The sequence below is a fragment of the Heliophilum fasciatum genome (genome assembly GCF_004341395.1).
GTDB classification, from domain to species: domain Bacteria; phylum Bacillota; class Desulfitobacteriia; order Heliobacteriales; family Heliobacteriaceae; genus Heliophilum; species Heliophilum fasciatum.
Genome location: NZ_SLXT01000005.1, coordinates 146,378 through 159,030, shown reverse-complemented (window position 1 = coordinate 159,030; position 12,653 = coordinate 146,378). Strand labels below are relative to the sequence as shown.

Genomic DNA, 12,653 nt, shown 5'->3' with positions numbered 1-12,653 from the left:
TCCATCCCTTGAGACTATCTTAGCCCCAGCCTGTCAGGAAAAGAACGGTCCACCTTAGATCACCAAGCCACCATTGGGACTGAGCACCTGTCCTGTCATAAAATCGCCGTCTTTTGACGCTAAAAACGCTACCGCTGCGGCTACATCTTCCGTCTGACCAAGACGCATTAAGGGCGTTTGTTCACAAAGTGCCGCCCGGTCTTCATCGGTATATTCAGCCAGCATATCCGTTAAAATCACACCCGGTGCTACACAATTGACCTGAATGTTTGACGGTCCCAATTCTTTGGCCAGCGCTTTGGTCATACCGATCAAGCCAGCTTTCGCTACCGAATAATGGACTTCACAAGCGGCGCCCACAAGTCCCCAAATCGATGCAATGTTAATGATTTTCCCAGCTTGACGAGCGATCATCGCCGGAAGCACCAACTGGCTACAGTAAAAGGCTCCCTTGAGATGAACCGCCATCATCTGCTCCCAATCATCGTCGCACAACTCGGTGAACAGTTTGGATTGGGCAATTCCGGCATTATTGACGAGCAGATCAACATCGCCCCACTGTTCCCGCACCTGTTCGATTAATGCCGTCATCGCTGCCCGGCTGGTCACATCAGCTTTCAGCGCCATCACTTGACATCCCTCCGCGAGCAGTGATGCTGCCAGCGCCTTTGCCTGCACGTGCGAGTGATGATAATGCACTACGGTGGCCCACCCGGCTCGTGCCAGGCGCTGTACACAAGCCGCCCCGATGCCTTTTGCGCCCCCGGTGACCAATGCTACTTTGGTCCCCACTACTTTGGTCTTCTCCATCTTTATCTCCTCTTAAGTAAAAAATCATCAACCCGGGCACACTTGCCCTAGGTGATAACGATGAAACTGCCCTTAAAGACCCATCCATCAACAGTGCTGCTTTTGGTGATCGGCTTGATCATCGGCCTCGTCAACGGCCTCATCGGTATGGGCGGTGGCACCATCGCCATTCCCGCGATGGTTTTTCTCTTGGGCATCCCGGACTACACCGCCCATGGGACTTCGCTCGCCGTGATCTTGCCGACTTCCTTGATCAGCGGCTACATCTATTGGCAGCAAGGCTATCTTCCCTGGAAACTCACCGCTACCGTCGCCGCCACGGGCATGTTCGGTGCTTACATCGGCGCCCGGCTGATGACTCGCCTTTCTCCACGGCACTTACGCATTTTCTTTGGCAGCTTTATGATCGTTGCCGGACTGCGCATGCTATGGCGATAGTCATCATCGGCATCCTCAGCGGGATCCTGGCCGGGATGGCCGTGGGCGGCGGCACCTTGCTCATTCCTGCACTGGATTTGCTTTATGACCTGGAACAACAGCAAGCGCAAGCGATCACCCTCGTCGCCTTTTTGCCCATCGCCATCGTGGCCATCGCCACCCATGTCCGGCACGGGCATGTGCAACCGCGTCTAGCCTTCCAACTCAGTCTGGGCGGCGTCGTCGGTGCAATTGCCGGTTCCTTGCTCGCCGCACAGTTGCCCAGTGCCACCTTACGCATGGTCTTTGCTGTTTTCCTGATTCTCATGGGTATTTATGAAATTGTTCAAAAACCTGCCGATACTCCGTCCGACCGTGCCAATTGAATCAACCAAAAGCCTTCATCCATCCAGCGCGCCGCCTCTCCCCCGGGAGGCGGCCCTTCTATATTCCAGATTAAAAAAGCGGCGCCTTCCCCGATCACCTGCTGAAGATATTCGGGCGTACAATCTTGCGGCTCAACAAACCAGCCAAAACGGCGCCCGTAGAAAAGCGTGCGCGGCGATTCCTCGACTGCCATCACGACCAAGGCATCAACCGGCACCGTTCTATCGACCGCTTGCCCAATTTGCACCGGACGCTCTTCCCAATGATACCAGAGATCATAGCGCCAGGGTTCGCCTTCGCGCCACTTCGCCGGCAACCATGTCTCCAACTGCCACCAACTCACCACTGTCAGCCCCAGCAACAGCACTGCCAATAAACGGCGGTCCTTTGCTTGTGCCTGTTGCCGCCAGCGGCGCTTCTTGACCGGCACAGTTGCCAGCCAGCGCCGTTCCGCTACGGTAAGTCCAACTTCATCTTCTTCGCCAAGATCATCCGACATTTGCCAGTCCGCCTCTGCCGTAGCCCTTTGTTCATCCGTATCATCTTCCAGAGGTACCGTTTTCAGGACCAGCGGATCAAGCGCTGCCGCTACCGCCAGGGCCACCAAGGGAATGGCCGGCAAATAATAGTACTGCAAGTTATACAGTACCGCCTCCCCGACAAGCAGAAAAAAACTGAGCAACGCCACGATCCACAGGCCCATCGCCAACGCCCAGGGCCCCGCCAGTAAACGCCCCAAGCCGACCAGCGCCGGCCAGAGAAAAAAAGGAGTCAAGACGAAAAAAAATCCGCCACGCAGGCACTCCCGCCACCAGGACGCCAAAATCCCCTCTTGCAGCAACCGAGTCAACGCGCCCTGGGCCAAACCGGATACAAAGGGATGCTCCGCCACGGCATGGACTGCTCCAAGATAGGCCGCCACCGCTGCGGCAGGCACCAAGATCAGCCCGGCGGCCACCCACTTTTTTACCCAACGTGCCTGCCACCAAACAACCGCCATGGGAACGGCAAACAACAACGCTGGCGGTTTCACCAACACCGCCAGCGTAAACAGAACGATCGCCCAACCGGCAGTTGCCTTGCGACCCGTCTCTGCCCATGATAACAAGGCAGCCCAGGCAGACAAGGCCAGTGCAATCATCGGCACATCGGGCTGAAAGGACCGTGAAAAATACACATAGACCGGATGCAGCGCTAGGGTTCCTGCCGCCAGCAGACCGGCCCGGTCACCGGCCATGGCCCGGCCAATGCGAAACATCGCCACCAGCGAAACCAGCGAAAAACCGATCACCACCGACCGGGCCACCCAGACTTGCTCTCCGACCAACCGGTAGCCCCAGGCGGCCAGCATCGGTGCCAGCCCCAATTCCAACTCGGCATAGTTCGGCGGCGCTCCGGCATAGGGCAGTTGGGGGCGTACAATATTCATTTCCCGCTCATAAAAAAACCGGGCTACCGCTGCCGTATCGCACTGCCGCCAGCCATGAAAATCCGTCAAGGGTTGATCGATCCCAGGCAAGCGCACGATCAACCCCGCAAGCATCACTAGCGTCATGAGCAGCCATGTTGACGGCCAACCTAACTGCGGGCGACTAAAACGACCCCGGCTATGATCACTGCTACCCCAACGACTCGTACCCATGAAACTGCCTCCCCTAAAAATAGCCAAGACACCAACAGCACGATCCCATAACCCAAACTGACCATGGGATAGGCCACGCTCAATTCCACTTGCGAAACGCCAAGAATCCACAAAAAAGAACTGATCACAAAAAGCAACATCCCTGTGATAATCGGCGGGTTTTGCAGCATCTGTCCCGCTGCCTCCGGAAGCAGGCGCACCCACCCTGCAGGTGACGGCAAGACCAAACGGCTGGCGCCTACCTTCAGGAGTACCTGCCCCAACGAACCGAGAGCAATCGAAAGGAGGATCAATCCACCACTGGCACCCAGTACCTTCATGAGCGCTCGTCCATCCGCGTGACCCGACGCGCCATGACAAAATACTGCAGGACCGTCTCTACAAGCGGCATCTTGCTGCGACCGGCTTTGCGATCATAGCGCAACACCATCGGTACTTCGCCAAAACGCAAGTTCATCGAACGCAATTTCAAGAGCAGTTCCGCCATACAATCAAAACCACGGGTTTCAATTAAACGATCACCGAAATGCGCAAAAGCCCCTTGAATCACCGATGCTCGGTACGCGCGAAATCCTGACGAGTAGTCCCGTACCCCGTCAATCCCGAAAACGCGCCCCAGCAGCCATGATGCCCCCCACGACAACACCCGGCGCAACAGCGACAGGCCGACCTGTTCACCGCCTCGCTGATACCGCGAAGCGATAACCACATCGTATCCCTGTCCCAACTTATGCACCATTACCCGCGCCAACGCCGGATCATGGGTATCGTCGGCATCCATCGTCACGATCACATCATCAGCTGCGGACCGCTCCGCAATCCAGCGCAAGCCCGTCATCATCGCCCGGCCCAACCCGCGATTGACCGGGTGGTGCAGCACTTCCAGCGGTAAGCGTCCACGAAACCCTTCCGCCACAGCCAGTGTTGCATCTTGGGAACCATCATCAACAACGACGACCTGCATAGCCGGTACACACTCGGTCAACCGGACAAGCTTACGCAATAAACTGGGGAGACTTCCCGCCTCATTATAGGCCGGCAAAAGAAAATAGATCACCGTCGCCACCTCAACCCCTGATTTGCTCTCAGATAACCAACGGTGTTAGTATGCTCAAGCTAAGCAGAAAAAATCTCCATACATAACAAAACTAGTATCCCCCAGAATAAGACCAATACAGAAGCTACAGGAGTGACCGCTCGTGGCACCACTGCAATGCCTCAACCAATTGAATTTTCAACCCCTTCCCCACCAGATTGTGGCCGCTCAGAAAGCACTTGATCAGATGGGTGGCCGAGCCCTGCTCGCCGACGAAGTAGGCCTCGGCAAGACCATCGAAGCGGGCTTAGTGATCAAAGAACTGTCTTTACGCAAAAATCCGCTCAAAGTTCTGATCCTCACGCCGGCCAATCTAACAGGCCAGTGGGCCAGCGAGATGCGCAACCGCTTCGATATGGGCTGTTGGGTCAACAAGCGGGAGTACGGCTGGCAGTGGCATCCTTTCGTCGTCGCCTCACTCGATTTGGCCAAACGGGATCCCCATGCCAGCATCATCAGCACCATTGCCTATGACATCATTGTGATCGACGAAGCCCATCGCCTCAAAAATCCTCAGTCGACCAATTATCGCTTTGTGCAGGGGCTGAACACCCAAAACCTGCTTCTTTTGACGGCCACACCGCTGCAAAATAAAATGCAAGAACTGTATCACTTGATTGAACTGCTGCGGCCCGGCTACTTTGGCCCTTATGCCCAGTTTCAGGCTGCGTTCATGCGCAATCCCCGGGAACCGCAGCAACCGGCGGAACTCCAACAAGTCCTGTCCGGCATCATGATCCGGCATCACCGCAATGAATGCCAGATCCAACTACCGCCGCGCCACGTTCATCTTTTGCCCCTCCAACTTACCGAACCGGAACGACAACTCTACAATCAAGTCGTCAATTACCTGCACAACGAATACCAAGAACGACAAAAAGCCCACAAAAGCGTCCTGGGGCTCCTCACGTTGCTGCGCGAAGTTTGTTCCTCCTCTTTCGCCGCCCTCGGCACCATCGAGTCGATGGAACTGCATGAACTGATCCCGCTGGCCCGGAGCATCCGTCAAAATGCCAAAGCACTGGTCGTAACCGAATTTCTTCGTCAAAACCAGGAAAAAGTGATTATCTTTACCGAGTACGCCCAGACCATGGACTACCTGGCCATGCACCTGCAAGCTCAAGGCATCCCCGTCCTCGTCTACCACGGCGGCATGGGCCGCTGGACCCGCGCCATGACGCAGCACCAGTTTGCCCAACCGGGCTATCCCGTCTTGATCGCCACCGAATCGGGCGGCGAAGGCATTAACCTGCAGTTTTGCAATCAAGTGATCAACTACGATTTGCCCTGGAACCCCATGCGTCTGGAACAACGCATTGGCCGGATTCATCGCTTGGGCCAGACTCGTGACGTCCATGTCTATAACCTGAGTACATGCGGTACCATTGAAGCCCACATGCTCGATTTACTCGCCGAGAAAATTCAAATGTTCACCCAAACGATCGGTTCGATTGAACGTCTCCTCTACAGCCAGAAAACCGATCAAGTGCTGACGAAACATGCCCTGGCCTACTTGCTCCAACAAGCAAAAAAACAGGTCACCGAGAGTTCACTCCCAGCACCTGCTTTTCAACCACCCATAGCGGCTCCGCCGCCGTTACCGCTCTATTTGTACTAAAAGACCCGTCGGTGGCCTTACCGGCGCCAATCCCGAAACCCCTCCCCGAGCACCTCATAGGCTTCCTGAACGATCATAAAGGCCCGGGGGTCAACGCCATAGACCAGCGACTTAAGCCGTACCAGTTCGGCGCGACTGATTACACAATACAACACTTGCCGTTCCAGCTTGGTATAGGCTCCGCGGGCACCGAACAACGTGGCGCCACGCTCCAACTTCTCCACGACCTCACGGGCAATCTCCTCCGAACAATCAGAGATGATCATCACGGCTTTGGCCCGGTAGGCACCTTCCTGGACAAAATCAATCACACGGCTGGCCACAAAAACAGCCACCAGCGTGTACATGGCAATCGCCTGCCCGAAAATGAGGCCGACCAGCGCGATCACCACTACATCGATCATCAATAACACGCGGCCGATCGGCCAACCCCAGCGCCGATTGACTACGCGGGCCACAATATCAGCACCGGCCGATGACCCTCCGGCTAAAAAGATCAACCCTAAGCCCAACCCCATGGCCACCCCGCCATAAAGGGCTGCCAAAAGGAGATCGTCCGGCATAGGGTGTTGCCAATGGCCCGTTATATCGACGGCGAAGGAAACCATCATCGTTCCCGCCAACGTCTTCCAAGCAAATTCCGAACCAAGCAAACGCCAGCCAAAGAAAAAAAGCGGGATATTCATTACCATGTACGTAATCCCTACAGGCCAGCCCAGGAGGTAATGCACGATCAGCGCAATGCCGGTTAAGCCGCCTTCAGCCAGGCGATTGGCGATAATAAAATAATTTAACCCCAGCGCAAAGCACCCACTGCCCAGAGTGATAATGAGCAGATCTTTCACCCAGTACCGCACGTTGGCCTGCCAATCCTGTTTATCCATCGACAACCGTCCCTCTCCCTTTGACCCCGACCGTTCCCTTCACCATTAGCTTACCCTAATGGTGCTTATTGCAACACCTCCGTAATAAACAATGTCATATCCTTCATCAGATTATACTCCTTCGGATCAATAACGCGGCGTCGCTCTTCCAAGACACGCACGATGGGGCGCATCGGCAAGGAAGCATTTTGTCCGACAACCACGCCGATTTCTCCTGTCGATAACCGTACCGAAATTCCCGTCGGATAGGTCGCTACGGACTTTAAAAACATAGTGACCAGTTCCTGATCCAAATAGCGTCCCGTTAAGCCCATCAAGATTTCACAAGCTTCATGGGGGAGCACGCGCTTGCGACCTTTGTTGACCAATCGATCATACACATCGGCTACGGCTACGATCCGGCCATAAAGGTGAATCTCATGCCCCTTAAGCCCTCGCGGATAACCGGAACCGTCCACATTCTCATGATGCTGGTAGGCGACATGAGCACTCATTAACGGTACTTCCAACTGCCGGCGCAATAAATTAAACCCTTCCGGTACATGCTCACGATACTTGGTCACCTCAGCGGCATCGTATAACGCTTCATCCTTCGCTAGCAACCCTGCCGGTAAGGCTGTCACACCCACATCATGGAGCATGGCCCCCATAGCTAACTCAACTAACCGTTTTTGCTCGAGCCCACAATTCATCCCTAACACTGTCGCTAGGACGGAAACCGACAACGAGTGTGACATAAGCCAGTTTTCTTTAGAGCGAATATCGATCAAATTAATTAGAACCTCACGACTGCTCGCCACTTCTTCCACCACGGACGATACGGACTTTTTCATGCGCATGCCGTCGAACTGCCTGCCGTTTTTAATCATGTCGGTGGTCATTTTCAGCGCCTGCATCGCTTCCCGGCGCGTGCGTTCGGAGATCAAGTCGACCACCCGGATATCGGCCAAGCGTTCGTCTTGGATATAGATCGCCGTAATCCCCAAATCACGCAAGCGTGTAATAAAACCAGCGGACAACACCACTCCATGGCCAAGCAGTACTTTGCCGTCCGATGAAAAGATGGTACGCGCCAATACATCACCGATCGTTACGTAGTCAATTCCTACCTGGCGCATATATATCCCCCTCGATTGCTCTTGCCGATCGCTTAACAACCCTATGATAAATTTACATTTTCGTCCTCGATTAACAACAATCCTTTCAAAATTAAATTAAATAAAATAAAAAGCAACCCTTACACCGAAGAGTTGCTTTTTGACCAACAATAAACCTATTCTGCGTTAAAGCCGGCTGCTTTGTTTAACTCGACCATCAATTTCTCGATATCGATCCCGTGAGCACCGGCGCCTTGGGCGATATTTTCAAAACGAGCAGCTGAACAACCAAGGCATCCCATACCAAAGCTCATAAAGACCGGCACCGTTTGTGGGTACTTGCCCACTACTTCACTGATCGTCATTTCCTTTACCAACATGTCCTGTTCCTCCTATAACTCCGGTTTCTTACCATCCGACACATGCCATTATACAGGAGCCATCTACGCTACGCAAATATTTCCCCGGTCTTAGGCACAGCCGCTGGATTTATTGGTATTGTTGAACTTTTTCCACATGCGCAGTTCATTCCAATCACCGATGCGCTCTGAACGAGCCCCATCCATTAAGCTGAAAATCAAAAAGATCCCTCGACCGCCTACGCTCCAAGGGTCGACCAGATGGACGGTCTGCTCCTGTAGGCAAAAAGGACACCCTTGATCACGAATGCAAATCTCGATACCATCTGCTTGGGCTTCAAAAACAACTTCAATCGGCGCATCGCATTCCCCATGGTAACCATGGCGCACGACATTGCTGAAAGCCTCCGATGTTGCCAATTTAAGACCAAAAACCTGTTCAGCTGACCAGCCCATTTTCGTACCAACGGCCTGCAATTGCTCGTGCAGTCGGTCAACTAACGCTAAACAGCTTGTTAATTCCATGGCAACCGTATGCTTCATGGCCGCAACGCTCCCTTTCCCTGCTCGCCTATTCCTACGCACCTTAGGCCAAGCCCAAGGAAGCCAAAATCTTTTCCAACGTTCCTTCTTGGGGAATTAAAAAAAGCGATCCTTTGATGTTTTGCGCAGCCCCTTTAAATTCCGTCTCCAAGAGCAAGGCATGATCACCAACATCGGCCACCATCGCCAAGACAACACTATTGATCGCTTCCGCCATATCAATTGCCAGTGCCGGCACCGACTGTTCAAAAGTGATCTGGGTAAACATCGACAGCGCTCGGAGATAGGTGCCGGTCAGAATATTACCGATCTCTTTTAACGCTGATTCCTCCATCTCGCCGATGGTCACCGTCGTCCCGATGGGGCGTCCCATCAACATATCAACAAGCCCGCACGCCGAATCAAGCGGAAGCACAAAAAGCATACTGGCCGGTGCTTCCCCAGTCACGCAAATATAAACACCGGCGACCAGTGTTTCTGCGCCTCCCATATGCTCAGAGACCTCACAAAAAGGTACAATCCCCAGCGCGGGCACATTCATATCGATGGCCCGACCCACCATTTCCGAAAGTGCTGTTGCCGCATTGCCCGCCCCAACATTACCGACTTCACGCAATGCATCCATTTGCATCGGCGTCAGGCTGAGAAAGTTCATGGATGCGTCACTCCTTTACGGCTTGAACCAGCCTGCAGGCTTCCTCTTCCGACCCTGCCAACGTAATCACTTTATTCAGACGTACAATCTCAAAAACCTGTTGAATTACATCGCGCAAACCATAAACAGCCAGTTGTCGATCTTTGGCCCGCAAGCGCTTATAGAAAGCAACTAATGCACCCAACCCGGAACTGCTGATGAAGACGACCTCCGTAAAGTTCAAGATCACTGCCCCGTCGCCTGCTTCTTCAGCTTTCAGCAATCCTTCCTTAAACTCCTCTAAGCCAATCCCGTCGATCTCTCCACTGACATCCAACACATCGCAGGTTCCTTGTTTTCTCGATTGAACCTCCAGCACAAGCGGCAACCCCTTTTTATTATGGTTATTTAATTTATTTATCGACAGATCATTCACTACTTTTTTTTAGAATACCATCATCAGTTAACGATGACAAGCCTAGGTTACGCAGTCCGAGATGTTGAGAAAAGGAACGCAACGGAATCAAGTTTGTCCATGCCAACGGCAAGTCAAGTCGATTCACCTCGCCTACACTCCAGGCCGTTTCTTGATAGTCTTCCCGCTGTACACCATGCTTATCGCACCAAGCATGATCCAGACAAAGTTGCCGTACCAGTTCATCTTCACCGGCATTCACGATGCGTTGGCGAAGCCGATCGGCACGATGGGAAGAAACCGTACAAAAGAACGTGCGGCAAACCAAGGGACGCCATGGGTGCTCACGGCAACGCCCTGCGGCGCCATCAAAGAACAAGCACCAACCTTGCTCATCACGGCGGAGCCGGATATCGACAGCGCCGTCGATGACTTCCACCTCGGCCCACTGCCCTAACGCCTCTAGCACCGCCGTCCAAGCGACAGGTTCCGACGATTGCCCCCGCTGCTTTTGCCAAGCTCGTGCCAAGTTGATCGCATCAGCAATCGTCAGCGGAATCCGTTCCCGGCAACAGCCCGAACACCCTTCACAGTCCGCCCATCCGGCGCAAAGACGTCCCGGCTCCTTGCCGCGCAGCCGCGTCCAGGCGACATCAGCACAAAAAGCTTCCACAGCCCTTACATAATCGGCTACCGTGGCGTCATTCGATGCCGCCGGCACATCATATCCCTGGCCCTGCGGGAACAGACGGGCCGCCAATTCCACCGTACCCATCAGTAGGACTCCTTAAAATACTCAGAATGAGCTAACGCTTGAAGCACCCGGGCGATTTCTCGGCATAAGCCCATGGTGTCCAAGTGATCTTTGTTCAGGTGCAATCGCCAACGATAAAAGGCATAAGCGCGATGAATCGTTACTTGCTGGTCCGTAGCCACCGAGATCTCAAAATTCACTTCCGGAAAATTGTGATGATCGATAATCCCCATGATGATGCCTTGTACCGCCCGCGTCACGAATCCCGCTGACTGGAAGTCTTTGGTGGGGAAATAGTACTTGATTTCCAATTCCAACATACTGGGCGGCAATTCATCACGGTCACCGGCGATGGCACTGCCCATGACCGTCGGAAAAACACCACGGGACACACCGGTAGTCTCCGTTGGGGTCGGTAACCCATAAAGCGAATGGGCCGTCATCAGTGCATCCCAGACAAAGGCCACTTCCGCGCGGATTTCCGGACCATTCACTGCTCCCGGCCATTGCACCGTGCAGCGAAATTCGCGCAAACAACTGGCTGTTTCCACAAAATGTTGAAATTCAAGTACATCGAGTTTTTCAGTTTCCAGCGCATCCAACAGATCCGCCCACACATCTTCATAGGTTAACATCATGTTCTCCTCGGTGATCTCTGCTTTTTCGGGTCGCTCCGCAAGAAAAATGGCTAAGGAATCAATCCTTCCGCTCCTTCCGGTATGTAACGAACCGATGCTTTCGGCGACTCCCATACCCGTACATACCGAACCACATTCCCGGGGTACGCGGTTTTCAGCCATGCCGTTAAAGACTCATAGAAATAGCGTGATAAATTTTCCGCCGTAGGATTTTGCGTTAAAAAAGGCTCCTGCTCATTGATCATACGGTGGTCCAGGCTGTCACAGACCTTATTCAACTGGGTTTTCAACTGATAAAAGTCGACCAAGATGCCCAGTGAATCCAATTGGGTTCCACCGACAGCCAGTTCTACTTGCCAGGTATGGCCATGCACATTCGCACATTTGCCAGGATAGTCACGCAAAAAATGAGCTGCATCAAAGTGACTTTGAACGATAAGCTCATACATTGTCAATTCGCTCCTTCTTGTTGGAATCATCTCACTTTATTCTACACTAGGCGCGCACCGGATGCCAACTTTTCAAGGGTTCGCTTCTATAAATAAAAAAACAGAGCCCCAACGGACTCTGTTGCCACGAATCAATATAAGGTTTACTTGAAGTAACGATCAAGTAATCCTTTAAGCATCTGAGCATGACGGGCTTCATCTTTGGAAGATTCATCAAAGAAATCATGGGCCGCGTCAATATCGGCCTTCTTCGCTTCTGTAGCCGCTGCTTTTTTGCCTTTGTTGGCACCGATCTCACCGGCCAGCATCTTTTCAATGTTCACTTTGGTCGACTCGTCAATCATACCGTTTAATTCAGCGAAATGAGCCGCATGCTCGGCTTCTTCGATGGCAATGCGTTTCAGGACTTCGGCCACCTCCGGTAATCCTTCCCGTTGCGCTTGGCGCGCCATGGCCAAGTAAAGACCGACTTCCATCGTTTCACCATTGAAATTTGCTTTGACCATATCTTCCACGACCGTGCCTTTGGTAACACCTAGGGTAACGACATTGATCAAATCCATGATTGCCCTCCTGTGTTGTTGATAAAATTAGCATTGGTTTCGAGCAGCATGATCGGGGAAATCGCTGTCATGAACCCGGAAGGCACCGGAGCAAAAGATCGGCGTGATCAGGCACTTTTTTAGGTGTAGACCTTAGACAAGCTCAAATTCTTCTTTACCGACGCCGCAGAGCGGGCAAACCCAATCTTCAGGAACATCTTCCCAAGCTGTACCTGCGTCGACGCCATTTTCCGGATCACCCTTTGCCGGATCATATAAGTACCCACAAACTAAACAACCATACTTTTTCACTGAAAAAACCACCTTTCAACCACAAATATTCGTGCCATGCTCCTATTCGCCGATCA

General features: G+C 53.1%; 18 protein-coding genes. 3 read left to right on the top strand and 15 right to left on the bottom strand.

From position 1 onward, the window contains the following. Positions 1-54: 54 nt before the first annotated feature. A complete protein-coding gene (gene ymfI / locus EDD73_RS04190) occupies positions 55-810 on the bottom strand; it encodes an elongation factor P 5-aminopentanone reductase (RefSeq protein ID WP_131918521.1) in 756 nt (251 codons plus the stop codon). A 60-nt stretch (positions 811-870) separates the two neighbouring features. Here ymfI and EDD73_RS04185 point away from each other — a divergent pair, with 60 nt between their 5' ends. Then, the gene (locus EDD73_RS04185; protein ID WP_131918520.1) at positions 871-1,248 is read left to right on the top strand and encodes a sulfite exporter TauE/SafE family protein; all 378 of its coding nucleotides are present in this window, start codon (positions 871-873) and stop codon (positions 1,246-1,248) included. Next, entirely contained in the window at positions 1,239-1,613 is a 375-nt protein-coding gene (locus tag EDD73_RS04180; RefSeq protein WP_131918519.1) for a sulfite exporter TauE/SafE family protein, read from the top strand. Before EDD73_RS04185 ends, EDD73_RS04180 begins: the two co-directional genes overlap by 10 nt. Here EDD73_RS04180 and EDD73_RS04175 read toward each other — a convergent pair. From EDD73_RS04175 to EDD73_RS04165, 3 genes are read right to left on the bottom strand one after another with little or no spacing between them, the layout of a single operon-like run. Beyond that, on the bottom strand, positions 1,574-3,256 hold the full coding sequence (locus EDD73_RS04175; RefSeq protein ID WP_131918518.1) for an ArnT family glycosyltransferase: 1,683 nt from the start codon (positions 3,254-3,256) through the stop codon (positions 1,574-1,576). The genes EDD73_RS04180 and EDD73_RS04175 overlap by 40 nt on opposite strands. Beyond that, a complete protein-coding gene (locus EDD73_RS04170; protein ID WP_131918517.1) occupies positions 3,193-3,576 on the bottom strand; it encodes an SMR family transporter in 384 nt (127 codons plus the stop codon). Before EDD73_RS04170 ends, EDD73_RS04175 begins: the two co-directional genes overlap by 64 nt. Beyond that, a complete protein-coding gene (locus tag EDD73_RS04165; protein WP_165876314.1) occupies positions 3,573-4,313 on the bottom strand; it encodes a glycosyltransferase in 741 nt (246 codons plus the stop codon). The genes EDD73_RS04170 and EDD73_RS04165 overlap by 4 nt, the downstream gene beginning before the upstream one ends. A gap of 142 nt (positions 4,314-4,455) precedes the next feature. Between EDD73_RS04165 and EDD73_RS04160 the strand changes: the two genes are divergently transcribed. Next, positions 4,456-5,970 carry a DEAD/DEAH box helicase gene (locus EDD73_RS04160; RefSeq protein ID WP_131918515.1) on the top strand — a complete coding sequence of 505 codons (1,515 nt, stop codon included), beginning with the start codon at positions 4,456-4,458 and terminating at the stop codon, positions 5,968-5,970. A 17-nt stretch (positions 5,971-5,987) separates the two neighbouring features. On the opposite strand, the gene EDD73_RS04155 is transcribed toward EDD73_RS04160, so the two are convergent. The 11 genes from EDD73_RS04155 to rd form a co-directional block, all read right to left on the bottom strand. After that, the gene (locus EDD73_RS04155) at positions 5,988-6,854 is read right to left on the bottom strand and encodes a YitT family protein (protein ID WP_131918514.1); all 867 of its coding nucleotides are present in this window, start codon (positions 6,852-6,854) and stop codon (positions 5,988-5,990) included. Positions 6,855-6,919: 65 nt separating this feature from the next. Next, a complete protein-coding gene (locus tag EDD73_RS04150) occupies positions 6,920-7,972 on the bottom strand; it encodes an HD-GYP domain-containing protein (RefSeq protein ID WP_131918513.1) in 1,053 nt (350 codons plus the stop codon). 155 nt (positions 7,973-8,127) lie between these two features. Further along, complete coding sequence (locus EDD73_RS04145) at positions 8,128-8,331, bottom strand: DUF1858 domain-containing protein (protein ID WP_131918512.1); 204 nt, start codon at positions 8,329-8,331, stop codon at positions 8,128-8,130. A 90-nt stretch (positions 8,332-8,421) separates the two neighbouring features. Beyond that, the gene (locus tag EDD73_RS04140; protein ID WP_131918511.1) at positions 8,422-8,853 is read right to left on the bottom strand and encodes an ATP-binding protein; all 432 of its coding nucleotides are present in this window, start codon (positions 8,851-8,853) and stop codon (positions 8,422-8,424) included. A gap of 43 nt (positions 8,854-8,896) precedes the next feature. Then, positions 8,897-9,508: a chemotaxis protein CheC gene (locus tag EDD73_RS04135; RefSeq protein ID WP_131918510.1), complete on the bottom strand. Its 612-nt coding sequence runs from the start codon at positions 9,506-9,508 to the stop codon at positions 8,897-8,899. A 7-nt stretch (positions 9,509-9,515) separates the two neighbouring features. Continuing rightward, positions 9,516-9,866: an STAS domain-containing protein gene (locus EDD73_RS04130; RefSeq protein ID WP_165876313.1), complete on the bottom strand. Its 351-nt coding sequence runs from the start codon at positions 9,864-9,866 to the stop codon at positions 9,516-9,518. Positions 9,867-9,915: 49 nt separating this feature from the next. Beyond that, positions 9,916-10,677 (bottom strand): YkgJ family cysteine cluster protein, encoded by a 762-nt coding sequence (locus EDD73_RS04125; protein WP_131918508.1) that lies wholly within the window; start codon positions 10,675-10,677, stop codon positions 9,916-9,918. After that, entirely contained in the window at positions 10,677-11,291 is a 615-nt protein-coding gene (locus EDD73_RS04120) for a hypothetical protein (protein WP_131918507.1), read from the bottom strand. Before EDD73_RS04120 ends, EDD73_RS04125 begins: the two co-directional genes overlap by 1 nt. Before the next feature lie 53 nt (positions 11,292-11,344). Beyond that, positions 11,345-11,743 (bottom strand): 6-carboxytetrahydropterin synthase QueD, encoded by a 399-nt coding sequence (gene queD, locus EDD73_RS04115; protein ID WP_131918506.1) that lies wholly within the window; start codon positions 11,741-11,743, stop codon positions 11,345-11,347. A 143-nt stretch (positions 11,744-11,886) separates the two neighbouring features. After that, entirely contained in the window at positions 11,887-12,306 is a 420-nt protein-coding gene (locus EDD73_RS04110; protein WP_165876312.1) for a ferritin-like domain-containing protein, read from the bottom strand. Positions 12,307-12,438: 132 nt separating this feature from the next. After that, positions 12,439-12,597 (bottom strand): rubredoxin, encoded by a 159-nt coding sequence (rd, locus tag EDD73_RS04105; protein ID WP_131918504.1) that lies wholly within the window; start codon positions 12,595-12,597, stop codon positions 12,439-12,441. Between the last annotated feature and the right edge of the window lie 56 nt (positions 12,598-12,653).

Bases quoted from the DNA above. Each gene is read 5' to 3' on its own strand.
- ymfI (WP_131918521.1), bottom strand. From the start codon at position 810: ATGGAGAAGACCAAAGTAGTGGGGACCAAAGTAGCATTGGTCACCGGG.
- EDD73_RS04185 (WP_131918520.1), top strand. From the start codon at position 871: ATGAAACTGCCCTTAAAGACCCATCCATCAACAGTGCTGCTTTTGGTG.
- EDD73_RS04180 (WP_131918519.1), top strand. From the start codon at position 1,239: ATGGCGATAGTCATCATCGGCATCCTCAGCGGGATCCTGGCCGGGATG.
- EDD73_RS04175 (WP_131918518.1), bottom strand. From the start codon at position 3,256: ATGGGTACGAGTCGTTGGGGTAGCAGTGATCATAGCCGGGGTCGTTTT.
- EDD73_RS04170 (WP_131918517.1), bottom strand. From the start codon at position 3,576: ATGAAGGTACTGGGTGCCAGTGGTGGATTGATCCTCCTTTCGATTGCT.
- EDD73_RS04155 (WP_131918514.1), bottom strand. From the start codon at position 6,854: ATGGATAAACAGGATTGGCAGGCCAACGTGCGGTACTGGGTGAAAGAT.
- EDD73_RS04150 (WP_131918513.1), bottom strand. From the start codon at position 7,972: ATGCGCCAGGTAGGAATTGACTACGTAACGATCGGTGATGTATTGGCG.
- EDD73_RS04145 (WP_131918512.1), bottom strand. From the start codon at position 8,331: ATGTTGGTAAAGGAAATGACGATCAGTGAAGTAGTGGGCAAGTACCCA.
- EDD73_RS04140 (WP_131918511.1), bottom strand. From the start codon at position 8,853: ATGAAGCATACGGTTGCCATGGAATTAACAAGCTGTTTAGCGTTAGTT.
- EDD73_RS04135 (WP_131918510.1), bottom strand. From the start codon at position 9,508: ATGAACTTTCTCAGCCTGACGCCGATGCAAATGGATGCATTGCGTGAA.
- EDD73_RS04125 (WP_131918508.1), bottom strand. From the start codon at position 10,677: ATGGGTACGGTGGAATTGGCGGCCCGTCTGTTCCCGCAGGGCCAGGGA.
- EDD73_RS04120 (WP_131918507.1), bottom strand. From the start codon at position 11,291: ATGTTAACCTATGAAGATGTGTGGGCGGATCTGTTGGATGCGCTGGAA.
- queD (WP_131918506.1), bottom strand. From the start codon at position 11,743: ATGTATGAGCTTATCGTTCAAAGTCACTTTGATGCAGCTCATTTTTTG.
- EDD73_RS04110 (WP_165876312.1), bottom strand. From the start codon at position 12,306: ATGGATTTGATCAATGTCGTTACCCTAGGTGTTACCAAAGGCACGGTC.